Consider the following 24,282-nt stretch of genomic DNA (forward strand, 5'->3'; position numbering starts at 1 on the left):
GACTCGATGCCGGACCGCAATTTCGCACCCGCTTCGGCCACGGCACGAAGCGAAAAGGGTTTTACCCTGCTGGAGGTCATGCTCGCGGTGACCATCACCACCGTCGTGCTGCTGACCATCTACGGGGTCTTCACCTCGGTGAGCCGGGCCAAGGACCGCATGGAGTCCGAGGGCGAGGGCTACCACCAGGCCAGGGTCCTGTTCGACCGCATCGGCCGGGAAATCCGGGGCACATTCTACAACAATCGCGACCCCCGGACCCGCTTCGAGGGCGGGGTGGACGCGGACGGCGACCCCTTTCTGATCCTCTCCACCACCGCGGTCAGCCCGCAGAGCGGGCCGGGTGCCGGCATCGTTGTCGTGCGCTATCGCCTTGAAGGGGATCCCGGGCGGGACGAGGGCAAAAAGGTCCTGCTGCGCAGCGAATACCCCCTGTTCGATACCGACGGCGAGGACCGGCCGACCTACCGCCTGGCGACGGGCATCACCGGGATGAGGGTGCGCTTCTACCGCAACGACGTATGGTACGAGGAGTGGGACGCCGAGGAGGAGAGGCTCCCGCAGATGATGGAGGTCCTGCTCGAACTGGCTGCCGGAGAGCAGAGCGTCCCCTTTCGCTCGACCTTCGAAGTGCCGGCGATCGGGGTGCAGTGATGAAAGCTCTGCGCAATGAAGAAGGCACGGTTTTGCTGCTGGTCCTCGTGGTGGTGGCCCTGCTGACATCCCTGCTGACCGAGTTCGCCTTCTCCACCCTGGTGGACCTGCGGCTCACCGAAACCTTTCGGGACAGCACCAAGGCCTACTACCTCGCCAAGGGGGGGGTGCGGGCCGGGCGCATCATCCTCCAGAACGACCGCAACGGCTACGACGCCCGCAACGACCCGGAGGAGCTGTGGAGCCAGGGAATGGGCACCTTCCCGGTGGGCGGCGGCTCGGTCTCGGTCACCATCGAGGACCTCGGGGGCCGGCTGGACCTCAACCGCCTCGTGCTGAGCGACGGGATCAACCCCAACCCCGCCGCCATCGACCGCCTGCTGCGCCTTTTCGAGATCCTGGAAATCGAGGAGGGAGAGGATCTGACCGCGGCCCTCATCGACTGGATCGACGAGGACGAAGAGATCTACGACCTGCGCGGCTACGGCGCCGAGGACGAACACTATTTGCGCCTCGACCCGCCATACCCGACCAAGAACGGCAGTCTGAGCACCCTCGGCGAACTCGCCAGGGTGCGGGGCTTCACCCCGGAGGTCATCGGCCTGGTCACGCCGCACATCACGGTCTACGGCGGGGAGAAGATCAACGTCAACACCGCCAGCGCCCAGGTGCTGATGTCCCTGTCGGAAGACCCGCTCATCGACGAGGCGGCGGCCGAGGCCATTATCGAACTCCGCGAATCGAAACCTTTCCGGAGCAGCCAGGACCTGAAGGGGCTGAACAGCCTGCCGGGGCTTGAAAACCTGCTTCGGGACCCCTTCACGGTGAAGAGCGACACCTACCGGATCACGACGGAGGCCTGGGTAAACGACGGCAGCCGGGAGGTGGACGCGATCGTCACCAAGGACGGCGACAAACTCCTCTTTGTGAAAGTGAACTGACCAGTCATGGCCAAACGCTTTATCGGAATCGACATCGACAGCCGGCACCTGCGGGTCGCCATTGCCGCCAGCGACAAGGGGCAGGCCACCCTGGTCTCGGCTACGAGCCAGCCCTACGCAGACCGGGAAGAACTGCTGCAGAAACTGCGCAAGGCAGTCGGCGGACCGCCGCGCTACGGAGACCGCCTCGCCGCCGCCCTGCCCGCCGGGGAGGGCTTCGCACGCTGGCTGTCCTTTCCCTTCGCCGACCTGAAGAAGATCGAGGCCGCCCTCAGCTTCGAACTCTCCGCCCAGTTGCCCGTCCCCGAAGAGGATTGCACCGCCGACTTCCAGAAACCGCTGGCCGCCGGGGGGGCCTTCACCGTCGCCGCAGCCGCGGGCCGAAACGAGGCCATCCGCCCCCTCGTGGAAACCTTCGAAGAGGCCGGCCTGCCGCTGCAGGTGCTCGACCTCGCCCCCTTCGCCTATGCCGCGGGTCTGCGCGGCGCTCTTGCCGACGGCCTTCTGGTCAGCCTCACCGAGGCCGAGACCACCCTCGCCCTGGTCCTCGAAGGGCGCCCGAGCAGCTACCGGCTCCTTCCGGCCGCGAGCGGCGGGACCGAACAGGGCCTGGTCCCCTCGCTGCTGCGGGAGGCCTCGGCCCTTCAAAGGGCCGCGGGGCGGGACGGGTTGCCCTTTCACCTGATCGGCTCCGGCGCCGCCCCAGCCCTGGTCGAGGCCCTGCGAGCCGAGGGCGTCGAGGCCGCAATCCCCGACCTCTCCCTCGAAGGGCGGCCCCTCGAGCCGGAGATGCTCCCCGTTGCGGCCCTCGCCCTGCGCGCCGCGATCCCGGAGAAGGAGCGGGAATTCAACTTCCGCAAGGGGGCCTTCGCCCTGAGCAGCGAGTGGTCTGCCCTCAAGAACGGACTCATCGCGGCGGCCGTCCTCCTGACCCTCTCCGCGGCGAGCCTGGCCGGCGCCGCCTATCTCAACTATTCCCACAAGGCCGACCGCACCGAGGGCCTGAAGCAGGAGATGGTCCGGGTCTACAAAAAGGTCTTTCCCAAGGCCAAGACCATCGTCGACGTTCCCCTGCAGATGCAGAGCGGCATCAGCGAACTGCGCAAGCGCAGCCGCACCATCGGCGCCGCCGCCCAGTCCTCCCCCCTGGCGATTCTCCAGGAGATCTCCAGAAAACTTCCCGAGGAGATCACCATCGACATCCGGGACTGGAACTACAGCCCGGAGACGGTCCGCATGGAGGGTCACACCACCTCCTTTGACGCCATCAACCAGATATCCAAGAGCCTCGAACAGTCCCCCCTCTTCCACGAGGCTCAGATCTCCGACGCCAAAATGAGCCTCGACGGCCGCCGGGTCGATTTTCGCATCACCCTGGCCCTGATCAAGGAGAAGGCCGAACAATGATATCCCAACTCAGTCAGCGCGACCGTATCGCCTTGGCGGCGGGCGGCCTGGTGGTCCTGGCCACCGTCCTCTACCTGGCGGTGTTCGAGCCCTACCGCGAAGGAACAGCCCGCCTCGACGCCCAGATCGCCACCCGCCAGCGGCAGCTGCAGGAGGTTCAGGCCATGCGCCAGGACTACCTCCAACTCCAGCAGCGGGTGGCCGAGGCGGAAAAACGCCTCGACAGCGGCCAGGCATTTTCCCTCTTCTCCTTCGTCGAGGGCCTGACCGCCGAGGTGGCGGCCAAGGGGAATCTGGTCTACATGCGCCCCCAGCCCGCCGGCGTCCAGGACGACTTCAAAGAGGAGTCGGTGGAGATCAAGCTGGAGAAGATCCGCCTCGACCAGGTGGTCAACCTGCTCTACCGCATCGACACCGCCAAAGCCTACCTCAAGGTGAAGAACCTGCGCCTTAAGCCCCGCTTCGACGACCGCACCGAGCTCGACGCGGTGCTGACCATTTCGTCCTTCCGGAGAAACGCATGAGAATTTTTCCCCGCCTGCGCGGCGCCAACCAAACTGCGGATTCACCCTCCGCCGCCGGCTCCTCCGTCCGGCGCCACCTCCTCGCAGCCTGCGTCCTGCTGATGGCCCTGGTGGCGAGCTTTTACATGCTCTTCCCCGAATCAGCCCTTGAAGAGCGCATCGAATACGAGGTCGCTCGGGGAACCGGCGTCGAGCTCGACCTGAGCGGCCTTCGCCTGCTCTTTCCCCCCGGGCTCTCGGCCCGCAAGGCGGTTCTGCAGGACGAGGCCCTCCCCGTCTCCGCGCCTGAGCTCAGCGCCCTTCGGGTCAAGCCCCTTTGGAGCACCCTCATGGGGGACGACCCCGGGATCGCCTTCGACGCCCGGCTCCTGGGAGGGACCGTGGGCGGGACCGCGCTCCGCAACGGCGAGGTCGAGGCACAGTTGGAGCAGGTCAGCTATTCCGCGCCCCTGATGGCGGGGTCCTCCCTGGCCGTCGCCGCGACCCTGAGCAAAGGCTCTTTCCGCGGCCGCCTCCCCCTGCACCAGGCCAAGAACTCCAGGCTCGAACTCAATCTGGAGCGGGCAGAGATCTCGGGGCTCGGGTCCGTCGGCTCCCCCCAGGACAGCCTCTCCCTCGGCAGCGTCCAACTCCTCGGGACGGGCAAAGGCAAGACCTTCAAGATCGAGAAGCTCGAATCGAGCGGCGGGGACCTCGACGCCTCGGGCACGGGGACCGTCATCCTCACCGAACCGCTGGGCCGCAGCCGCCTTTCCCTGAACCTCGCCCTGCGCCCGGGCCAGGCCCTCGACAAGGGGCTTGCAGACCTGCTGGGACTCTTCGCCAAGAAAAACCGGGACGGATCCTACCGGCTGCGGGTCGGCGGCACATTGGCCAAACCCCGCATATAAAGGTTTTCATGACAGGGATTCGATCCGCCCTCTTGCTCCTGGCCGGCCTGACCCTGCTCCTCGGACCGGCGCGCGCCTGGCCCCTGGAGCTCACGCCCTTCCAAACCGCCAACCGCAGCCCCCTCGTTCTGGGCTACGGGCTGCCTCCCCTGCCCGATGCGAAGCGACTGCCCGCAGGCCGCACTTCCGCCCTGCTGACCGTCGACCTCGCCAGCAACTACACCGAAAGCACCAGGGACCGGGAGCAGATCGTGCTCGACGGGGAGACCTACCGCTTCGACCTCGCCCTGCGCTGCGGCCTTTCCCCGACCCTGGAAGTGCGGGCCGACATCCCCTACATCAGCCACCGCGGAGGCTTTCTCGACGGCTTCATCGAAGACTTCCACGACCTGTTCGGCCTGCCCCAGGGAGGCCGGGACAAGGCCCCCCGCAACCGGCTCCTGTACAGCTACGTCCGAGACGGCCGGCAGGAGATCGCCCTGGAGGAGAACGCCGAAGGCCTCGGGGACGTGCGCCTGTCGGGCGCCTGGCAACTTTACGAGGAGGAGGGCGGACTGCGCTCGGCCACCGTCTTCGGAAGCCTCAAGCTGCCCACCGGGGACAGCGACCGCCTGCTCGGCAGCGGCAGCACCGACCTGGCCTTCGGTCTGAGCGGCAGCCTCGCCACCCTGTCGTCCTGGGGACCGATCCGGGCCTGGGGCGGGGGCGGCCTGCTCCTGATGACCGAAGGCGACCTGCTGCCGCAGCAGCAGAACCAGGCCGCCGGGTTCGGCGCTCTGGGCGCGGGCTGGGCCCCCCTGCCCTGGCTGGCCTTCAAGCTCCAGCTGGACGGCCACACCTCCTTCTACGGCGGCAGCGACTTCGAGGAGGTCGACTTCCCCTCCATGCAGGTCGTCATGGGCGGCACCCTGGGACTGGCGCCGGAGACGGCACTGGACATCGCCGTCGTTGAGGACATCGCTGTCAACACCGCCCCGGACGCGGTTTTCCACTTCGCCCTGCGCCACAATTTCTAGAGACGGTTGACAACCGGCTCACGGATTACTAGTTTTTGGGACAACAGCGCACTGCCCCAAGGAGCCCCGCCCCATGAGTGAAGAGCAAGACCCGATGATCGACGCCGAACTGAACGGGGTCGAGCCCGGAGAGGACGAGTCCGAAGGCAGCCTGGTGGTCGCCGCCGAGATGCTCCCCTCCGGCCTGCCCATCGTCCCCCTGCGGCCCCGGCCCGCCTTTCCCGGCATCCTCATCCCCATGGCTCTCGCCGGCAAGGAGCAGATGGCGCCGGTCAAGCGGGCCCTCGACACCCCCTCCCAGGCCATCGGCCTGGTCCTGGTCATGGACCTGGAGGCCGAGGACGGCCCCGAAAACCTGCACACGGTCGGGGTGGCCGGCAAGATCCTCAAGGTGATCCACGCCGACGAGGAGAGCATCCACATCCTCGTCAACTGCCTCCAGCGCTTCTCTCTCGAAGAGGTGACCGAGACCGACCAGGGACTCTTCGCCCTGGCCCACCACCACCCCGAGGCCGAGCTTTCGGTCAACCCGGAGCTCAAGGCCTACTCCATGGCCATTCTCAGCACCCTGAAGGAGTTGGTACAGATCAACCCCCTCTACTCGGAGGAGATCAAGCTCTTTCTCAACCGCTCCAGCATGGACGACCCCGGGCGCCTGGCCGACTTCGCGGCCAACCTGACCAGCGCTGACGGCCAGGAACTGCAGGGCATCCTCGAGACCTTCGACGTGCGCAAGCGCATCGACCGGGTCCTGGTCCTGCTCAAGAAGGAACTCGAAGTCTCGCGCCTGCAGACCAAGATCAGCAGACAGATCGAGGAGAAGGTCTCCGCCCACCAGAGGGAGTTCTTTCTCAAGGAGCAGCTCAAGGCGATCAAAAAAGAGCTCGGCCTGGAGAAAGAGGGCAAAACCACCGAGATCGAAAAGTTCCGGGAGCGCCTCAAGGGGCTGACCCTCGACGCCGAGGCCCAGAAGACCGTCGAAGAGGAACTCGAGAAGCTGCAGCTCATCGAACCCTCCTCGCCCGAATACAACGTCAGCCGCAACTACCTCGACTGGCTCACCATCCTGCCCTGGGGCAAATTCAGCAAGGATTCCTACAACATCGACCGGGCCCGCCGGGTCCTCGACCGGGACCATTACGGCCTGGAGGACGTCAAGGAGCGCATCCTCGAGTTCATTGCCGTGGGCAAGATGAAGGGGGACATCTCCGGCTCCATCCTCTGCCTTGTGGGACCGCCCGGGGTCGGCAAGACGAGCGTCGGACGCTCCATCGCAGACGCCCTCGGCCGCACCTTTTTCCGCTTCTCCCTCGGAGGGATGCGCGACGAGGCCGAGATCAAGGGCCACCGCCGCACCTATATCGGCGCCATGCCCGGCAAATTCATCCAGTCGATGAAGAGCGCCGGTACCGCCAACCCGGTCCTCATGCTCGACGAGATCGACAAGATCGGCGCCTCCTTCCAGGGCGACCCCGCCTCGGCCCTGCTCGAGGTCCTCGACCCGGAGCAGAACGCGGCCTTCCGCGACCACTACCTCGACGTCCCCTTCGACCTCTCCAACGTCATGTTCGTGGCCACCGCCAACCAGCTCGACACCATTCCCGCTCCCCTGCTCGACCGCATGGAGATCATCCGGCTCTCCGGCTACATCCTCGAGGAGAAGGTGGAGATCGCCCGCCGCTACCTGATCCCCAAGGCGACAAAAAACCACGGCCTCGAGAAGGGACGGGTCACGATCCGCAAGGACGCCCTCCGTGCGATCATCGACGGCTGGGCCCGCGAGGCAGGCGTGCGCGGCCTGGAGAACCACATCAAGAAAATCATGCGCAAGGCGGCCATGGCGTTCGCCAAGGGACGCGAAGAGAAGATCGTCATCGCCCGGCGGGACCTTGTGGAATACCTCGGACAGCCGCTCTTCGCCGGAGAAGACCTCTTCGAAGAGGCCCCCGGGATCGTTACCGGCCTGGCCTGGACGAGCCTCGGGGGGGCGACCCTCCAGATCGAGGCGACCGCGGTGCCGAGTAAGGCCAAGGGGTTCAAGCAGACCGGACAGCTCGGCGACGTCATGGTGGAGAGCTCGGAGATCGCCTACTCCTACGTCATGGCCCATCTCCAGGGGTACGGGGCCGAAGCCGACTTCTTCGACACCCACTTCGTACACCTTCACGTCCCTGCCGGGGCCACCCCCACGGACGGCCCCTCCGCCGGGGTCACCATGACCACCGCGCTGGTCTCCATGATCACCGGCAAGCCGGTGCGCAAAAAACTCGGCATGACCGGCGAGCTGAGCCTCACCGGGCGGGTGCTGCCCATCGGCGGGGTCAAGGAAAAGACCATCGCCGCCCGCCGCGCCGGCCTTTCGACCCTGATCTTTCCCGAGGCCAACCGCAAGGACTTCGACGAGCTTCCCGATTACCTTCGCGAGGGGATCGAGATCCACTATGCCCGTGAATACAGGGATGTCCAACGGGTTGCATTCGGTGCACCCCGCCGCACAGGCGCCCGCAAACCCAAGCCTTAAACACAGGAGCAGGACAGCGACATGACTATCGACGAATTGAAGGGGGCGGTTCTGGCCCTCGGCGCGGATGAGAAAAAAGCCTTTATCTTGGAAACCCTGCCCGAACTGGCCAAAGACGCCATGCAGGACCCAGGCTTTCTGACCCAGCTTTTGCCCGTCTTTCTCGGCATCCTCAAGGACAGCGGCATGGACCTGCAGCAACTGCTGCAACTGGCCAGCATGATGAGCGGCGCCCCGGCCGGGGGAAACCAGGGCTGATTCGACAACCCGGAGCTCGCCCCACTGGCCCCTCAGCCTGCATCACCGGGAAAGGAAGGAACAATGGCAGCAAAACCTCTGTGGATATGGATCGGGATCGTGGCGGCACTTCTGGCCGCCGGCTGCGCCGGCAACAAGCAACAGATGGCGCCCGCGAACTACGCCAGGGACCTCACCACCGGAATGGAGTTCGTGCTGGCCCCAGCGGGGTGCTTTCCCATGGGGGACCTGTGGGAGAGCGGAAGCAAAAGTGAAGGGCCGGTGCACGAGGTGTGCCTCGACGCCTTCTACATGGGCAAGTACGAGGTCACCCAGGGGCAGTGGAAAGCGGTGATGGGCGAGAACCCGGCCTATTTCCAGAAGGGCGACGACCATCCCGTGGAGCAGGTCTCCATCGACGACGCCCGGGAGTTCATCGAGAGACTGAATCGCAAAAGCGGCAGGGGCTACCGCCTGCCGACCGAGGCCGAGTGGGAATACGCCTGCCGCAGCGGGGGAAAAAGGGAGCCTTTCTGCGGCAGCGACCAGCCGTCGGAGGTGGCCTGGTTCGACCGCACCGGAGGGGGAAGCACCCAACCGGTCGGGCAGAAACGCCCGAACGGGCTGGGGTTGTTCGACATGAGCGGCAATGTGTGGGAATTCAGCTCCGACCTGTACGGGGAAGACTACTATGCAACCAGTCCCCGCAACAACCCCCAGGGCCCAGTTGAAGGTACCTACAGCGTCAAGCGCGGCGGAAGCTGGAGCATCAACCCCCGGTTCCTGCGCTCGACCGTCCGCGGCAGGACTGATTTCGACACCCGCCACTACTCCACCGGGTTCCGGATCGCCTTTCCCGCCGTCCCCTGAGCCTTCACCCTGTGGACGGACCGCTCCTTGTCCCGACACTGCAACGAGACAAGGAGTGGCCTCCCAGCCCGTTTCCCGTTGACGGAACCGTTCAAAATTGCTAGCGTACCGAGGTTATGAACATTTCTTACCGCAACATTGAACCCCGCTGGTGGCGCTGGACCGATACATAATCTGGTCCGGGCCCTCGCATTGATTGAGCCGCCACGGACCGCCCGGTCCGCGGTCCTGATAAAATGACAAAAGCCGCGGCCCTTGACCGCGGCTTTTTCGTATCCAATTACTGACAAAAGGAATCCGACATGCGCGTACTCTCGGGAATTCAACCTTCCGGCTCCCTGCACCTGGGCAACTACTTCGGCATGATGAAGAAGATGATCGAATACCAGGAGAAGGAGGAGCTCTTCTGCTTCATCGCCAACTACCACGCCCAGACGAGTCTCTCCGACGGCAAAAAGCTGGCCGTGGGGACCCTGGAGGCGGCGGCCAACTTCCTCGCCCTCGGCATGGACCCCGAGAAGAGCACTTTCTGGGTGCAGTCGGACGTGCCGGAGGTGCAGGAGCTGGCCTGGGTCCTCTCCAACTTCACCCCCATGGGGCTGCTCGAGCGCTGCCACAGCTACAAGGACAAGGTCGCCAACAAGATAAAGCCGAACCACGGCCTCTTCGCCTATCCGGTGCTGATGACCGCCGACATCCTGATGTTCCATAGCGACAAGGTCCCCGTCGGCAAGGACCAGAAGCAGCACGTGGAGGTGGCCCGGGACGTCGCCATCAAGTTCAACAACGAATACGGCGAAATCTTCACCCTCCCCGAGCCGGAGATCGACCAGGACGTGGCCACCGTCCCCGGCCTCGACGGCAGAAAAATGAGCAAGAGCTACGGCAACACCATCGACCTCTTCCTCGAGGAGAAGGCCCTGCGCAAGCAGATCATGCGCATCGTCACCGACCCGACCCCGGTGGAGGACCCCAAGGACCCGGACACCTGCAACGTCTTCCAGATCTACCGCCTGTTCGTGGACAAGGAGCAGGAGGCCGCCCTGCGCAGTCACTACGAGGCGGGTGGCCTGGGCTACGGAGAGGTGAAGCAGGAGCTGTTCGAGACCGTGCGCGACTTCTTCGCCCCCTATACCGAGCGGCGGAACGAACTGATCGCCGACAAGGACGGGTTGCGCAAGACCCTGGCGGCCGGCGCCGAGAAGGCCCGCTGGGCGGCGGCCAAGACCCTGCGCAAAGTGAGGAAGAAAACGGGGTTGACCTACTAAACACCTATTCGCCAAACCAAAGGAAAACGGGGAGCCCGGCGGGCTCCCCGTTTTCCTTTGGCTCTCCAGCTTGCACCCCCCGCCATCCCTGTCATAATTTCACTAGGCAGCAGGTCATTCACCTACGTCCCGGGAGGGTCTATGAGCGTTTATCGCAAGTGGTACTGCACCTGTGTCGGCAGTCCTGTCGAGCTCGACTACCAGGAGAAAATCGACGAGGAGGGGGACACCCAGCCCTCCTGCCGACGCTGCGGCGCCACCCCCTCCTCCGACCCGCGCAAGACCGTCATCTACCGTGACATCGAGGACTGGGAGGACTGACCCGGCTCACTCGTCGGAGGACCGGGTGAAAAGAACAAAAGCCATGGCAGGCCGCTTGCTCGCCTCGCGCATGGCTAACTGAACCCCTTCGAAGGTCCAGCCCTGCCCGGCCCACTCGTTGAGAATGTCCTCCAGGGTCTCATCGGTTACCAGGCTCGTTTCCACGACTTTGTAGCGTACCATCTGTCGCCCTCCCCCTCTTGCCGGCCCCGCAATCGGCCGATTCACTCCCCTATTCCCGATAGTCCACCGAACACATCCCCGCCACCGGGCACGCCACGCACCACTCTCCCCGTCTCCCCGTACACCCCTCGCTGATCCCCAGATGGGCCAGGGCGAAGTCGTAGCGGACGGGGTCGGTCGGATCGAGGCGGCGCAGGCTCTCGGTCACCTCCAGGGCCATTTTCCAGCCTGGGCCTTTGCGCCGGCTCAGGCCGAGCAGGCGGGAGATCCGCGCGGTGTGGGTGTCGAGGGGAACGACGAGGCGCGAAGGCGCGACCCCCGTCCACAACCCCAAATCGAGGCCGTCGTCCGGACGACAGACCCAGCGCAGGAACATGCACAGGCGTTTGCAGGCGCTGCCCCCCTGCGGACTGGGGAAAAAGTAGCGCACCCCGGCCTCGACCGGCAGGTCGGGACGGCCGTAGAGCGGGGAGACGTCGAGGGCCAGGGCGCGGCGGCAGAAAGCGGCCAGGCCCGGCCCGATATCGGGAGACCCGGGATCGTCCCCGGCCCGGAAGAACCCCTCAAGGCTCCCCGCCTCCTCCAGCATGCCCCGCAGCAGCCAGCAGAGGCAGGCGATGTCCCGGCCGGTGTTGAAGCGGTGCTTGAAACCGGCCAGCCGGGCCCCGTCGCGCCGGGGGTCGAAATCGGCCACGAACCGGGCCGGACTGCTCCCCATGAGGGCAAAGAGGGTTTCAAGGCTGTTGCGGATGGACGCCACCCGGCCGTAGGCCAGGGCGGCGGAGATGAAGGCCGCCACCTCGCGGTCCCGGGGGTGACTGTAGCGGCGAGGGTATTCGAGGGGATCGTTGGCGAGAAACCCCGCCCCGCGCCTGATCGTCACCTCCTCCAGTACCTCCCGCAGTTCCATGCCGGCAAGTTAGCACAGGAGCGTCCCCGCCCCAAGGTCAAAACGGGCGCCCACATTGTCTTTCTGTCCCGTTTCCATATCGTGCAAGATTTACTCAATAAATAAAATCGTTTTTGGAAAACAATATAAGGGATTTTTTATCGTGGGGAAAAACCACAAGTTCCCGTACACTTGAAGCGTTTCGCCCCACGAAACGCCCAGTTTAGCCACAGTTTAAGGTTGACTTGTTTTTAAAACATCGTATTATGTGGCGAAAATAAACCCCCACAATAGGACAATTATTACCATTCCCAATTTGACCATACCCTGTTTTTCAAAAAACGGTTAGCGATGTTCGCGGGCTCCGCCTCTTTCCTTCCCTCAGGAAAAGCGGACCTCTCGGAGAGGAGGTGAAGGCAAAAAGCATTTCCGGCCAATGAAGTCCGGATACGATGCGCCGATATCGGTGCCGTCTATTTTTCCGTTTTATATCGCGCAGTTGCGGCAAAATTTCAAGCGAAAAGGAGTAACAACAATGGGACACGGACCCGCAGTAAAGCTTGGTAAGGACAACGCGTCCGCCTACAAGACCAGGCTCGGCATCTGGATGTTCATCGCCTACACCCTCTTTTACGCCAGCTTCGTGGCCATCAACGCCATCAAGCCCGCGTTCATGCAGCAGGTCGTCATGGGGCAGACCGTCGCCGTCGTCTACGGCTTCGCTCTGATCTTCGTCGCTTTCATCATGGCGCTCGTCTACAACAGTCTCTGCACCGCTGCAGAGACCCGCATGAACGGATAAGGAGGGTCGACCTATTGTTTACACGCAATCACCTCTGGCCATCGGCCTTTTCATCACCTTCGTTCTTTTCGTCCTGGGCCTCTCCTTCTACCTGGCCCGGCGCACCACCTCCGCTGAAGGCTACTACGCCGCCGGCGGCAACATCCACTGGTTCACCAACGGCATCGCCTTCGCCGGCGACTACCTCTCGGCGGCCTCCTTCCTCGGCATCTGCGGCATGATCGCCACCGCCGGCTACGACGGCTGGATGTACTCCATCGGCTACCTCGCCGGCTGGATCGTCGCCCTGTTCCTGGTCGCCGAACCGATGAAGCGCCTCGGCAAATTCACCTTCACCGACGCCCTCGACAGCAAGTTCAACAGCAAGGCGATCCAGCTGACGGCCGCCATCTCGACCCTGCTCGTCTCGGTCTTCTACCTGATCCCGCAGATGGTCGGCGCCGGCGTGCTGGTCCAGCCCCTGCTCGGCCTTCCCCACTGGGTCGGGGTCTGCATCGTCGGCATCGTCGTCACCATCATCGTCGCCACCGCCGGCATGGCCTCCACCACCTACGTGCAGTTCTTCAAGGGCGCCCTGCTCCTGATCATGTCCACGGTCGTGGTCATCGCCGTACTGGTGCGCGGCCTCTCCACCGAACCGGTCAACAACGGCCAGCCCTACCACGACTTCAAGACCCTGCAGGCCAGCGTCGCCGCCGACGGAAGCCTCCAGGTGGCCGGCTACGCCGCCGCCGCCGACTGGAAAACGAGCGAGTTCGGCAAGGCCGGCTTCGTCCAGCTCGAGAAAGACGGCGCCGAGTCGATCTGGCACCTCAACGAAGCGGCCGGCGGCGGCTACGCCCTCGAGGAAACCCTCTTCACCGCCGAACTCGCCAACGGCACCAAGCTCTACAACGGCGCCGAGAAGAGCGAAGGCAAGTTCTTCCCCGTCGGCCACATCAAGGAACTGCGCATGGACGGCGAGGAAGTGGCCGCCACCGGCGCCGTCGGGCCCCTGGCCTACCTCTCCGCCCTCAAGGACAGCACCATCGTCCTCTGGGGCAAGAAGTACGTCAAGGTCGGCGAGGCCAAGTACACCGTCTACTACCAGAAGCCGACTCCCGGCGCCCGCGTGCTGCGCCCCGGCCTTAAGTTCAAGGTCGACAACGCCACCGGCACCCAGAAGTTCAACTTCATCTCCCTGATGCTGGCCCTGTTCTGCGGCACCGCGGCCCTGCCCCACATCCTGATCCGCTACTACACCGTGCCGAGCCAGGCCGCGGCCCGTAAGTCGACCATCGTAGCCATCGCCTCCATCGGCTTCTTCTACGTGCTCACCCTCTTCCTCGGCATGGGCGCCATGACCAACGGCGTCATCAACATCACCGACAACAACATGAGCGCCCCGCTACTCGCCCTCTCCTTCGGGGTTGTCTTGTTCGCGGTCATATCGTCCCTGGCCTTCGCCACCGTCCTGGGGACGGTCTCGGGCCTGATCGTCGCCGCGTCGGGCGCGGTGGCCCACGACCTGATGGACAACTTCCTCGGCCTGAAGATGACCGACGCGGGCAAGGTGCGCGCCGGCAAGATCGCCGCGATCGTCGTCGGCTGCATCGCCATCTACCTCGGCATCGTCTTCGAGGGGATGAACGTCTCCTTCCTCGTCGGCTGGGCCTTCGCCGTGGCGGCCTCGGCCAACCTGCCGGCGATCCTGATGCTCCTCTTCTGGAAGAAGACCACCGCCAAGGGCGTGGCCGCCTCGATCACGGTCGGCCTGGTCTCGGCCCTCGGCCTGATCCTCATCTCGCCCGACATGTGGGTGCGCTACGGCCTGCTGCCCCAGGACGCTCCGATCGCCATCAACAGCCCGGGCCTGATCTCCATCCCCCTCTCCTTCATCGCCCTGATCGTCGTCTCCCTGATGACCCAGAAGGACGCGATCGCTGTCGAGGGAGCGGAAGCCTAAAGCGGCTTGCCATTTTCCGCATGATCTGTAATATGGTGGGGCCGTCATCCGACGGCACCTCTTTTTTCACCCTGACAAGGCCTGTACAATGAAACGTTTTCGCTTCACCCTGCTCGCCGTCTGCCTGGTCCTGCTCTACCTGGGGGCAACCGACGTCTCCCTGTCTCTGCGCAACCGCGAACCGCTCCCGGCGACGGTCGAAGAACTCGAGCGCTCCGGAGCGCCGCGGGAATGGCTGACGGTCAGCGGGGGCCACCAGAACGTCCTCGACGCCATCAACATGACCGGAACCATCGAGATCGACGCCCTGCTCGTCCCCCTGACCCTCTCCCCGGAGGGCCGGTCCTACAGGGTGCTTTTCGAGACCCGCGACCCGCAGATCCTCGACACCTGGAAGACCTACTACTTCAAGCTCGACTCCCCCCTGGCGAAGGAGACCTACCTGGCCGAACACCGGGACGCCTTCTTTCCGCGCCGGGAACTGACCGGGATGGTCGTCGGCGGCCTTGTCGCCTCCGGCAACCGGGACAAGCTTCTGAAGCTGGCCCGCGAGGTCGGCATGGATGTCGCCGATGACGCCATCTTCATCAGCGAAGGAAAGGAGCCGCCCCGCTATCGCGGCGGGTTCTTCCTGGTCATCGCCCTGCTCGGTCTGGTCAAGATCGTCGGCATGATGAAGAAGGCGCAGCAATCCCCCCCCGCCTGAGCCTCCGCGCACAATCAAAAATTCAGGCCGCCACCGGACAGGTGGCGGCCTTTCCATTTTCAATCTCTATCGAATCCGCCTCATGTATCGGTATTTTCAATTGGACATATTGTCCTTATTTATCTAACCTTACTCCGAATTTATCGAAGGTAAGAAGCGATGCCCCCTCAGCCCCTGAAAACATCACCGGTCCGCGAACTGCGCCCGGCCCTCCAGAAACAGATCGACAGGGTCTGCAGGGACTGTTCCCAGTGCATGCGCTGCGTGGCCGAGTGCCGGTTCCTCAAGAGCCACGGCGATCCGAAGCAGATCGCCGAGTCCTACGCCCCCGACGACAATCTTTTTCTCGGCCTGCCCTTCGAATGCAGCCTCTGCGGCCTGTGCGCCGCGGTCTGCCCGGAAAAGCTCGACCCGGTTCCGATGTTGCTCGAGATGCGGCGAGAGACCCATGACCGCGGCGAAGGGGACTACCCGGAGCACAAGGGGCTTCGCGCCTACGAACGCAAGGGAACCTCGAAGCGCTTCACCTGGTACGCCCTGCCCGAGGGGTGCGACACGGTCTTCTTTCCCGGCTGCGCCCTGCCCGGCACCCGGCCCGAAACGACCCTGAAGGTCTTCTAGCATCTCCGGCGGGAGATCCCCAGCGCCGGCATGGTGCTGGACTGCTGCACCAAGCCCTCCCACGACCTCGGCATGGAGGACTACTTCCACGCCATGTTCGGCGAGATGAAGGCCTTCCTCCTCGAGCACGGGGTCCGCAACGTCCTCGTCGCCTGCCCCAACTGCTACAAGGTCTTCACCGAATACGGACCGGAGTTCGCGACCCGGACGGTCTACGAGGTCCTGGCCGAAGGCGAGCTGCCGGCCACCGGCGAGGTCTCCGGGTCGGTTACCGTCCACGATCCCTGCGTCTCCCGCTTCGCCGAACCGGTCCAGGGGGCGGTTCGGAAGGTTCTCGGCAGGAAGGGCCTCAGTACGAAGGAAACCCGACATTCCCGCGCCACCACCCTCTGCTGCGGCGAGGGGGGGGCGGTGGGATGCGTCTCCCCCGACCTGGCGGGGGGATGGACGAAGCAACAGGTCCGCGAGAGCGAGGGGAAACGCACCGTCACCTACTGCGCCGGCTGCGCCCACACCCTCGGGACGCACGGCCCGACCAGCCACATCCTCGACATCGTCTTCGAGCCGAAGGCCGCCATGGAGGGGCGGGAAAAGGTCTCGAAGGCCCCCTTCACCTACCTCAACCGGCTCAAGCTGAAAAAGCACCTGCGCCAGAAGGTCGCCGCCGCCGTCACCCGGGAGCGCGCCTTTACCGCCGGCGAAGAGGAAGGGGGAGCCCTTTTTAAAAAGCTGGCTGTGCTGGCATTCATCATCGGCGCCGTCCTTGCCGTCCGGGCCACCGGCGCCACACAATACCTGGAGCAGGAGAAGCTGAGAGCCCTCATCGAGGGATACGGGCTTCTGGCGCCGGTCATCTACATGGCTATCTACGCCGTGGCGCCCGCCCTCTTTCTGCCCGGACTGCCGATATCGATTGTCGGCGGGATCCTCTTCGGCCCCTTCTGGGGAGTCATCTACACCATCGCCTCGGCCACCGTGGGGGCCTGCGGCGCGTTTCTCGTCTCCCGCTACCTGGCCCGGGACTGGATCGAGGCCAAGCTGAAGAGCCCCCGCTGGCGGCACCTCGACGCCCAGGTGGAGAAGCACGGCTGGAAGATGGTCGCCTTCACCCGGCTGATCCCCCTCTTTCCCTTCAACCTGCTCAACTACGCCTTCGGCCTGAGCCGGGTCAAATTCAGCCATTATGCCCTCGCCACTTTCGTCTTCATGCTGCCCGGGTGCATCGCCTTTATCGTCTTTTCCAGCTCTCTCCTCGACGTCCTCCGAGGCGAAATCTCGGTCACCTTCCTTGTGGGCCTGGCGCTGATGGTCCTGGTCTCCCTGATCCCGGTCCTTTTAAAAATCTACAAAGCCCGCAGGAAAGAAAAGGCCCCGGATCGCCCTCCCAGCCATGCGGCCATAGAGACGCCTTCCCGGGAAAGCTGAGGCCTTCTCCGTCCCCCCGCCTCCTCAGCGGCCTCCTTCTCGACCGCTTTTTCCGTCCGCCAGGACCTCCTTTCGAACGCTGAGGCAACGAGGCAGCCCCGGGCTGGCGGCCCTGCCTTTTTAAGCATCGGACAAAACTATACAACCAACAAAACCTATCTATATTACTTGTTGGACAAACCGNGCCCTTTCCACCCCCTTTTCTGATGGAGGCGTTCATGCCGCACAAAAAACAGACCACCCTCGTCCTCGTCCTGTTGACCCTCTTTTTCGCCCTGGCCCTGCAGGCCCAGGCCGGCGACCAGAAAGACCCGGGCTACCAAATCATCTACACCAGCCAACTCAAGGCCCTCTTCGACAGCGGGGGGAACGGCTTCCTGATCATCGACGCCCGGAACCCCGGAGAATACGCGGAGGTTCATATCCCGGGAGCCATCAACGTCCCTGAAAAGAAATTCGACGAGCATGCCCACCTCCTACCGGAGAGCCGGGCCACGCAGCTGATCTTCTACTGCAACGGCGTCAAATGCGGCAAGAGCAAGAAGGCGGCCGCCAAAGCCCTCGCCCTGGGCTACACCAACGTCCACGTCTACGCCGAGGGGATGCCGGTCTGGGAGGAGGTCGAATTTCCTCTGATCAAAGGCCCCGACTACGAAAAACCGATCGAGGCCGACATCATCGCCCCCGAGGAGTTGAATGCGTGGATCGCCTCGGACAGGGACGACTTCACCCTCGTGGACGTCAGGGACACCGAGGAGTTCGCACTGGGCCACATCCCCGGGGCCGTCAACATCCCCGTGGCCACCTTCGCCGCCCAGTCCGGCACCCTCGACAAAAAGAAGACCATCGTCGTCTACTGCAACGGCGGCGGCCGGAGCAACAAGGCCTACCGCAAGGTCATGAATCTCGGCTACAAGAAGTATCGCCAGGCCCTCTTCTCCGACTGGAAAAACGCCGGTTTCGAAGTGGCTCTGTAGCTCTCCCCCGGGCATGGGCCGGAGGGCGGCAGCGCAAGCCCTCCGGCCTCGCCCAAAGGACAGGGACAAGGCCCGGCAGTTAAAACAACGGAATCACTTTGCTTTCAGCCAAACATCGAGAAAACCTATGTCAACAGCCTGTTTTATCTATATTTTGTATTGGTAATTCACTCCCCCTTCCGCTACATTAATAGCCGGCCTGACAGAACCCCATCGGAAGAGCCCTTCATGCGCTTCGACCTCCACGTCCACACATCCCTCTCGCCCTGCAGCGATCTCGATATCGCCGACATCCTCGCGCACGCCCGCTCCCGGCGTCTGGACGGGGTGTGCATCACCGACCACGACACCATGGCGGTCCGGGAGCAGATCGAGGAGGGCATCCAGGACGACGGGCTCTGCGTCATCTTCGGCATGGAGTACGAGACCCCCGAGGGGGATTTCCTTCTGTTCGGCCCCTTCGAGAACCTCGAAACCGGCCTGCCCGCACCCCACCTGCTAGATCTGGTCCGCGAACAGGGCGGCGCCGCGGTGGCCGCCCATCCCTTCAGGAAGGGCCGCCCCACCGGGGAGCACCTGGTCCGGGAAAGCCTGTGCCGCCTCGTCGAGGGCATCAACGGCCGCAACAGCGACGACGAGAACCGCCGGGTGCAGGCCTGGAAGAAGAGTTTCGCGGTCCGGGAGTGCGGCGGCAGCGATGCCCACACCATCGAGGAGCTCGGCCGGGTGGTGACCCGCTTCAACAGGCCGGTCCGCAGCCGCGGAGACCTGGTCCGGGCCCTGAATGCCGGCCACTGCTCCCCCGAGTGGAACATCCGGCCCCAGCCCGCCGTCGCTGCCGCGCCCGTCCCCCCGACATTCTCGCCCCTGCCGAGTTTCTAGCCCTTCCCCGGTTCCGCCTGCGCGCCACGGCGCAGGCCCTCCGCACAATACATCATCTTGGCTTAAATTTTGCAAATGCCATCCCCCATGAGACCGACCCGAAACCGACAAAGAGGCTTCACCCTCCTCGAACTGCTCATCGTGGTGGCCATCATCGGCATCCTCGCCTCGATCGCCATCCCGACCTTCAGGACCTACCGGGAGAAGGCCTTCATCGCCGGGGCCATCATCGAGGGAAGGTCGATCTACAACGCCTTCATCTCCTTCTACCTCGACGAAGGCTGGTATCCCATGAAGGTCTCGGCGCCGGCCTTTGACCTCAACACCTTTTCGCCCCTGGACTACAACGGCACCATCTTCGAGCGCCTGGTGGGCAACAAGGCCGACGCCTTCGACTCCCCCGACGACATGGGCACCAACGAGGAGTTCTGGCTGCGCATGACCCTCTCCAAGGTCCCCGACGTGCAGCTGGTCGTGGCCCAGTCGGATGACCTTGACATCGACCCGGGAGTCTGGCTCGACGGCGTCTACATCTACCGGAACAACAAGCGGATTGACGTACGCTGAGGCGAAAGGGCTTGAAATCTCTGCATGAAAAAAGGCGGGACCGATTCGGTCCCGCCTTTTTTCATGCTTTCCATTAATTTTCCGATCTCCCTTTTGTCCCGCCTCACCTTCTCCGCCGATCCCGACTAGAAGCGGGCGTGCCCCGGGGTGCGCGGAAAGGGAATGACGTCGCGGATGTTCTCCATCCCCGTCACGTACATGAGGAAGCGCTCGAAGCCGAGTCCGAAACCGGCGTGGGGGCAGCTCCCCCAGCGCCGGATGTCGAGGTACCAGTCGAGGCTCTCCGGGGCGATGCCGCAGCCCTTCATCCGCGCCTGAAGGACGTCGAGGCGCTCCTCGCGCTGGCTGCCGCCGATGATCTCCCCCACCCTCGGAACGAGCAGGTCGGTGGCCGCCACCGTCTTGCCGTCGTCGTTGAGGCGCATGTAAAAGGCCTTGATCGCCGCCGGGTAGTCGGTGACAAAAACCGGCCCGCCTATGACCTTTTCCGTCAAGTAGCGCTCGTGCTCGGACTGCAGGTCGGCCCCCCATTCGACGGGGTACTCGAAGCTCTGCCCCGATTTCTGCAGGGCGGTGACCGCCTCGGTGTAGGTCATCGTCTCGAAGGTCGCCCCCGCCAGACGCTCCAGCTTGTCGAGAAGCCCTTTCTCGATACGGTCGTTGAAAAACGCCAGGTCATCCCCGCACTCCTCCAAAGCGTAGGAAACGAGGTAGCGCAGGAACTCCTCGGCCAGCCGGCAGTCGTCGGCGAGGTCGGCGAAGGCGATCTCCGGCTCGATCATCCAGAACTCGGCGACGTGGCGGCTGGTGTTGCTGTTCTCGGCGCGGAAGGTGGGGCCGAAGGTGTAGATGTCAGAAAAAGCCGTCGCGAAGAGTTCCCCCTGCAGCTGGCCGCTGACCGTGAGGCCGGTCCTCTCTCCGAAGAAGTCCCGGGTCCAGTCCACCCCCCCTCCACCATCGGCGGACGAACAGGATCGAGGGTGGTGACGCGGAACATCTCCCCGGCCCCCTCGCAGTCATTGGCTGTGACGATGGGGGTGTGCACGTGGAGAAAGCCCCGTTCCCGGAAGAAGCGGTGGACGGCGTAGGCCAGGGCGCTGCGCACCCGGAAGACCGCGCCGAAGGTGTTGGAGCGCGGCCGCAGGTGGGCGATGGAGCGCAGGTACTCGAAGCCGTGGCGTTTCTTCTGCAGGGGATAGTCCCCGCCGCCCTCCCCGAGGACCTTCACCTCTTTGGCCTGAAGCTCCCAGCTCTGCCCCGAGGCGGGGGACTCCACGAGGTCTCCGGTCACCGACAGGCAGGCCCCGGTGCCGGCCCGGCACAGCTCCTCGAACCCGGGCAGCCCGGCGTCGAGGACCACCTGCAGGGAGGCGAAGCAGGAGCCGTCGTTGAGGGCCGCGAAGGCCACTCCCTTGCCGCGCCTCAGGGTGCGCACCCAACCCTTGACGCAGATGCCGGCGGATGGCTCCGCGGCGGCCACCGCCTCCCTGACCGGCACCCGGCCGCGCCTCAGGTTACTGTTGTCGTTCGGCATGGCATTTTCCCGTCTTCAGGTGAAAGGTTTTTCGGATTGCCGGGAAACTGCTCGGCAGAGCAATTATGACAGCAATTTACGCAGGTCACAAGACAGGCCGCCGCAACCCTGCCGTGCCGCAGGCGGAGCACGAAGAAGAGGGCCGGCAGGACCTGGAGAACTCGGGTAAAGCCCATGGAATGCCTCCATAGAAAGCCCCCCGAAGTCTAGCCGATTCGAACCGCCGTGGCAACATTTCCGGACCCTTGCGCCGGTCGCCCGTGGTGGTAGGCTTTGACCAGACCGACAATCCCAACGAGGAGGCAGACCATGAAAACAGTATCCAGGGCTTTCGGAATCATCGCCAGCGTCGCCGCCGCGACGACCTTCGCCCTCGCCGCCCCGGCACCGGCCAAGTCCGGTCAGGGTCAGGGCCAGGGCTACGGCAAGCAGAGCGAACAGAAGATGAAAGGCTGGGAGTCGAAGCCGGAGAAGGCCGAGGAGAAAGCGCTGGAGCGCTGGCGCGAGCGGGAGGAGGAGCGCATTCGCGAGGGGGACGAAGAGATGACCCACGAGCGAAAGCGCGAAATGGAACACGAGCACCAGGGCGAGCACACCCCGCCGGGCCGGGAGAAGCAGTACCAAAAAAAGATGGAGCAGGAGCAGAAGGAACTCGGCAAGGGTTCCGAGCAGGGCCAGAAGAGCCGGCAGAAGAGCCGCAAGTGGTGGAGGTTCTGGGAGTAGGGCCTTCCAAACGGGACCGGTCCCACTCAAACCGAAAAACCGTTCATTGACCGCCACCTCCTTGCCCACAAGGGCCATCCAAAGGGGACAGGCACCTGCGGTGCCGGTCCCCCGGGACCGATCGCTCTCTGGCTCCCGCGGCATAATCTGTGCATTTCGACAAAGGGGCAGGAACCGTCAACCCTTTCCCGCAGGCGGCTGAGCAATGGAAATTCGAGCAATCCCCACATCGGAAAGCACTCCGGGACACCCTTCCCTGGCCGCAGCTCACATCGGCCCAGGTGCCGCAGAAGGTCACCTTGAGGGCCAGGACCGCTCGCAGGCCGACAAAGCAGCCCCGGAAGAGGCCAGCAAAGGCGGCAACTTTGCCCGGGACAAGGTCAGCCTCAGCCTGGAGGCGCAGGAGCTCCAGAAGCTGGCCGACCGGGACCGCGAGGTGCGGGCCCACGAGGCGGCCCATGCGGCTGTCGGCGGGCAGTACGCGGGGTCTCCCTCGTACACCTATGAAAAGGGGGCGGACGGTCGCAATTACGCCGTCGGCGGCGAGGTCCAGATGAACACCTCGAAAATCGCCGGCGACCCCCAGGCAACCCTGCAGAAATCCCAGCAATTGCGCGCGGCGGCCCTGGCGCCGGCCCAGCCTTCGGGGGCCGACCGGGCGATTGCGGCCAAGGCCACGCAAATGGCCATGGAGGCCCAGGCCGAGCTGGCCAAGGGCGTTGGAGAGGCCGAAGGGACCGCCGAAGACCAGGCGGCATCGGCCCCGGAGTAGGGCGAAAAACCCGGGGACTCCATGGGCGGGGAGCCGGACGGAAAACCTCCCGAGCCCCCCCGCCATGCACCGCCGGGACAAACCCTCAACGTGATCGCCTGAACGACGCCCGGGCGCCTGCCTCCTGCATGGCCGGACCTTTCCGGATAACACCCCGATGCGGCCGCGGCCCTTCGCTCGACGCGGCGAACGAGCGGAAACAGCAGGCGTCGATCCGGGTGATCTCCGGGCGACCTATGGAAAACACCTTCCCCCTTTCCCGTCCTGCCCAGAGTTGAAAAAGCCCCGCTGACCGGCGGGGCTTTTTTTGAGAAAACTGGAGGTCCGTGGACGCTGCCGAACGCTGACCGGCGGCCATGACGGGGACTCTCCGGCTAAAAACTATCCCTTCAGCTCGAGATGTTCACCCAACAGCCTGGCGACGGCCCCTTTCGCACTTCCATTCGGACGGCAGCAACAGCCAGATCGACAGCATCACGGCGCCGACCGCCGTGGCGAGGATCCCGATCACCCCGATCTTGTCCCCCCAGTCGAGGGAGATGAGCCACATGGAGAAGGCGCCGAGCATGAAGAAGATAAAGACCAGCAGCGAGGAGGCGGCGCCTGCATGGCGGTCGACCTGCTCAAGGACGAGGTTGTTGCTCGGGGGGCGGCTCAAACCGAGGGAGAAGGTGACGACCGACATGGGGAGGGCGAGCCCCCAGGGACCGGGGAAGATCCGCAGCAGCATGATCACGCCGCCGGCCAGCAGCCCGGCGAACCCCACGGTCATCACCTTCCTCGGGCCGATCCGGTGCAGCAGGCGCGTGCAGAGGAGGGAGCCGCCCATGAAGGCGATGGCGTTGATGGCGAAAAGGTAGCCGAAGGTCTGCTCGGAGAGGCCGAGGCGGGTGATGTAGATATCGGCCGAGCCGGCGATAAAGGCGAAATGGGGGAACACCACCATCGACACCATCAGGGCGAAACCGAGGTACCGCCGGTTGCGGAAGAGCTGCAGGTAGATCCCGGCCGTCTCCAGCACGCCCGTTGACGAGGGGGCCTGAAGCGTCTCGGGCATCCGCAGCACCCCGACCCAGGCGACCGCGGCGATCGCCGCCTGGGCGACGAAGATCCACCGCCAGGAGAACCAGATCATGATCCAGCCGCCGACGATGGGGGCCACAGCGGGGGCGAGCGCCATGATCACCCCGATCCAGGCCAGGATGCGCGCCCGCTCATCGTGCCGGAAGACGTCCTTGCTGATCGCCATCGCCAGGGCCGCCGCGGCTGCGGCCCCTGCCGCCTGCAGAACCCTTGAGACAATCAGCGCGCCGACGCTGCCGGAGAGGGCGCACAGCAGTGAGGCGAAGATAAAAAGACCGATCCCGGCCAAGAGCGGGCGCCGCCGCCCGAAGCGGTCCGACACCGGCCCGTAGATCAGCAGAAAGACACAGTAGCTGACGAAAAACCCGACCAGGGTCAGGTTGATCACCGTCAGGGGCTCGCCCCAGCGCTGCTGGAGCAACGGGATGGCCGGCAGGTACATATCGGTGGCCAGCGGCGGAAAGGCGGACAAGAGCGCCAGCAGGAGCAACATGCGGGATTTTGTCATAGGGCGACTTCTGAAG

Annotated in this window: 23 protein-coding genes and 2 pseudogenes; 21 read left to right on the top strand and 4 right to left on the bottom strand. The window is 64.5% G+C overall.

Annotation, left to right across the window (positions count from 1 at the left end):
- The first annotated feature begins 6 nt into the window (after nt 1–6).
- The 11 genes from C0617_RS04520 (at nt 7) to C0617_RS04570 (ending at nt 10,649) form a co-directional block, all read left to right on the top strand.
- On the top strand, nt 7–654 hold the full coding sequence (locus C0617_RS04520; protein WP_291315824.1) for a type II secretion system protein GspJ: 648 nt from the start codon (nt 7–9) through the stop codon (nt 652–654).
- A complete protein-coding gene (gspK, locus tag C0617_RS04525) occupies nt 654–1,595 on the top strand; it encodes a type II secretion system minor pseudopilin GspK (RefSeq protein ID WP_291315825.1) in 942 nt (313 codons plus the stop codon). Before C0617_RS04520 ends, gspK begins: the two co-directional genes overlap by 1 nt.
- A 6-nt stretch (nt 1,596–1,601) precedes the next feature.
- Complete coding sequence (locus C0617_RS04530; RefSeq protein ID WP_291315826.1) at nt 1,602–3,002, top strand: GspL/Epsl periplasmic domain-containing protein; 1,401 nt, start codon at nt 1,602–1,604, stop codon at nt 3,000–3,002.
- Nucleotides 2,999–3,526, top strand: a complete 528-nt coding sequence (gspM, locus tag C0617_RS04535) for a type II secretion system protein GspM (protein WP_291315827.1) — start codon at nt 2,999–3,001, stop codon at nt 3,524–3,526. Before C0617_RS04530 ends, gspM begins: the two co-directional genes overlap by 4 nt.
- Nucleotides 3,523–4,416 (top strand): type II secretion system protein GspN, encoded by an 894-nt coding sequence (gspN, locus tag C0617_RS04540; RefSeq protein WP_291315828.1) that lies wholly within the window; start codon nt 3,523–3,525, stop codon nt 4,414–4,416. The genes gspM and gspN overlap by 4 nt, the downstream gene beginning before the upstream one ends.
- An 8-nt stretch (nt 4,417–4,424) precedes the next feature.
- On the top strand, nt 4,425–5,432 hold the full coding sequence (locus C0617_RS04545; protein WP_291315829.1) for a DUF3187 family protein: 1,008 nt from the start codon (nt 4,425–4,427) through the stop codon (nt 5,430–5,432).
- 73 nt (nt 5,433–5,505) lie between these two features.
- Nucleotides 5,506–7,953: an endopeptidase La gene (gene lon / locus C0617_RS04550; protein WP_291315830.1), complete on the top strand. Its 2,448-nt coding sequence runs from the start codon at nt 5,506–5,508 to the stop codon at nt 7,951–7,953.
- A gap of 21 nt (nt 7,954–7,974) precedes the next feature.
- Entirely contained in the window at nt 7,975–8,211 is a 237-nt protein-coding gene (locus tag C0617_RS04555) for a hypothetical protein (RefSeq protein WP_291315831.1), read from the top strand.
- Nucleotides 8,212–8,274: 63 nt separating this feature from the next.
- Nucleotides 8,275–9,060 (top strand): formylglycine-generating enzyme family protein, encoded by a 786-nt coding sequence (locus C0617_RS04560; protein ID WP_291315832.1) that lies wholly within the window; start codon nt 8,275–8,277, stop codon nt 9,058–9,060.
- A 302-nt stretch (nt 9,061–9,362) separates the two neighbouring features.
- Nucleotides 9,363–10,328, top strand: coding sequence for a tryptophan--tRNA ligase (gene trpS / locus C0617_RS04565; protein ID WP_291315833.1), 966 nt, complete (start codon nt 9,363–9,365; stop codon nt 10,326–10,328).
- A 141-nt stretch (nt 10,329–10,469) separates the two neighbouring features.
- Entirely contained in the window at nt 10,470–10,649 is a 180-nt protein-coding gene (locus C0617_RS04570) for a hypothetical protein (RefSeq protein WP_291315834.1), read from the top strand.
- 6 nt (nt 10,650–10,655) lie between these two features.
- On the opposite strand, the gene C0617_RS04575 is transcribed toward C0617_RS04570, so the two are convergent.
- Both C0617_RS04575 and C0617_RS04580 read right to left on the bottom strand, forming a co-directional pair.
- Nucleotides 10,656–10,832, bottom strand: a complete 177-nt coding sequence (locus tag C0617_RS04575; protein WP_291315835.1) for a DUF4177 domain-containing protein — start codon at nt 10,830–10,832, stop codon at nt 10,656–10,658.
- A 49-nt stretch (nt 10,833–10,881) separates the two neighbouring features.
- Nucleotides 10,882–11,715 (bottom strand): TIGR02757 family protein, encoded by an 834-nt coding sequence (locus C0617_RS04580; protein WP_291315836.1) that lies wholly within the window; start codon nt 11,713–11,715, stop codon nt 10,882–10,884.
- 541 nt (nt 11,716–12,256) lie between these two features.
- On the opposite strand from C0617_RS04580, the gene C0617_RS04585 reads away from it, so the two are divergent.
- From C0617_RS04585 to C0617_RS04620, 8 genes are all read left to right on the top strand, one after another.
- Nucleotides 12,257–12,523, top strand: a complete 267-nt coding sequence (locus C0617_RS04585) for a DUF485 domain-containing protein (RefSeq protein WP_291315837.1) — start codon at nt 12,257–12,259, stop codon at nt 12,521–12,523.
- 13 nt (nt 12,524–12,536) lie between these two features.
- Complete coding sequence (locus C0617_RS04590) at nt 12,537–14,468, top strand: cation acetate symporter (RefSeq protein WP_298039686.1); 1,932 nt, start codon at nt 12,537–12,539, stop codon at nt 14,466–14,468.
- Between the two features lie 88 nt (nt 14,469–14,556).
- Entirely contained in the window at nt 14,557–15,174 is a 618-nt protein-coding gene (locus C0617_RS04595) for a hypothetical protein (protein ID WP_291315838.1), read from the top strand.
- Nucleotides 15,175–15,333: 159 nt separating this feature from the next.
- Complete coding sequence (locus C0617_RS04600; RefSeq protein WP_291315839.1) at nt 15,334–15,795, top strand: 4Fe-4S dicluster domain-containing protein; 462 nt, start codon at nt 15,334–15,336, stop codon at nt 15,793–15,795.
- 30 nt (nt 15,796–15,825) lie between these two features.
- Complete coding sequence (locus C0617_RS04605) at nt 15,826–17,220, top strand: VTT domain-containing protein (RefSeq protein ID WP_291315840.1); 1,395 nt, start codon at nt 15,826–15,828, stop codon at nt 17,218–17,220.
- 218 nt (nt 17,221–17,438) lie between these two features.
- The gene (locus tag C0617_RS04610) at nt 17,439–18,197 is read left to right on the top strand and encodes a rhodanese-like domain-containing protein (protein WP_291315841.1); all 759 of its coding nucleotides are present in this window, start codon (nt 17,439–17,441) and stop codon (nt 18,195–18,197) included.
- A 228-nt stretch (nt 18,198–18,425) separates the two neighbouring features.
- Nucleotides 18,426–19,079: a PHP domain-containing protein gene (locus C0617_RS04615; RefSeq protein WP_291315842.1), complete on the top strand. Its 654-nt coding sequence runs from the start codon at nt 18,426–18,428 to the stop codon at nt 19,077–19,079.
- 87 nt (nt 19,080–19,166) lie between these two features.
- Nucleotides 19,167–19,646: a prepilin-type N-terminal cleavage/methylation domain-containing protein gene (locus C0617_RS04620; RefSeq protein ID WP_291315843.1), complete on the top strand. Its 480-nt coding sequence runs from the start codon at nt 19,167–19,169 to the stop codon at nt 19,644–19,646.
- A gap of 125 nt (nt 19,647–19,771) precedes the next feature.
- Here C0617_RS04620 and asnS read toward each other — a convergent pair.
- A pseudogene (asnS, locus tag C0617_RS16990) lies at nt 19,772–21,180 on the bottom strand (asparagine--tRNA ligase).
- A gap of 309 nt (nt 21,181–21,489) precedes the next feature.
- On the opposite strand from asnS, the gene C0617_RS04635 reads away from it, so the two are divergent.
- Nucleotides 21,490–21,903 carry a hypothetical protein gene (locus C0617_RS04635; RefSeq protein WP_291315845.1) on the top strand — a complete coding sequence of 138 codons (414 nt, stop codon included), beginning with the start codon at nt 21,490–21,492 and terminating at the stop codon, nt 21,901–21,903.
- Nucleotides 21,904–22,273: 370 nt separating this feature from the next.
- Nucleotides 22,274–22,618 (top strand): annotated as a pseudogene (locus C0617_RS16995) (putative metalloprotease CJM1_0395 family protein); the annotation flags it as partial.
- Nucleotides 22,619–23,078: 460 nt separating this feature from the next.
- Here C0617_RS16995 and C0617_RS04645 read toward each other — a convergent pair.
- Nucleotides 23,079–24,266, bottom strand: a complete 1,188-nt coding sequence (locus C0617_RS04645) for a multidrug effflux MFS transporter (protein ID WP_291315847.1) — start codon at nt 24,264–24,266, stop codon at nt 23,079–23,081.
- Nucleotides 24,267–24,282 lie beyond the last annotated feature (16 nt).

The organism is Desulfuromonas sp. (genome assembly GCF_002868845.1).
GTDB lineage: Bacteria > Desulfobacterota > Desulfuromonadia > Desulfuromonadales > BM501 > BM501.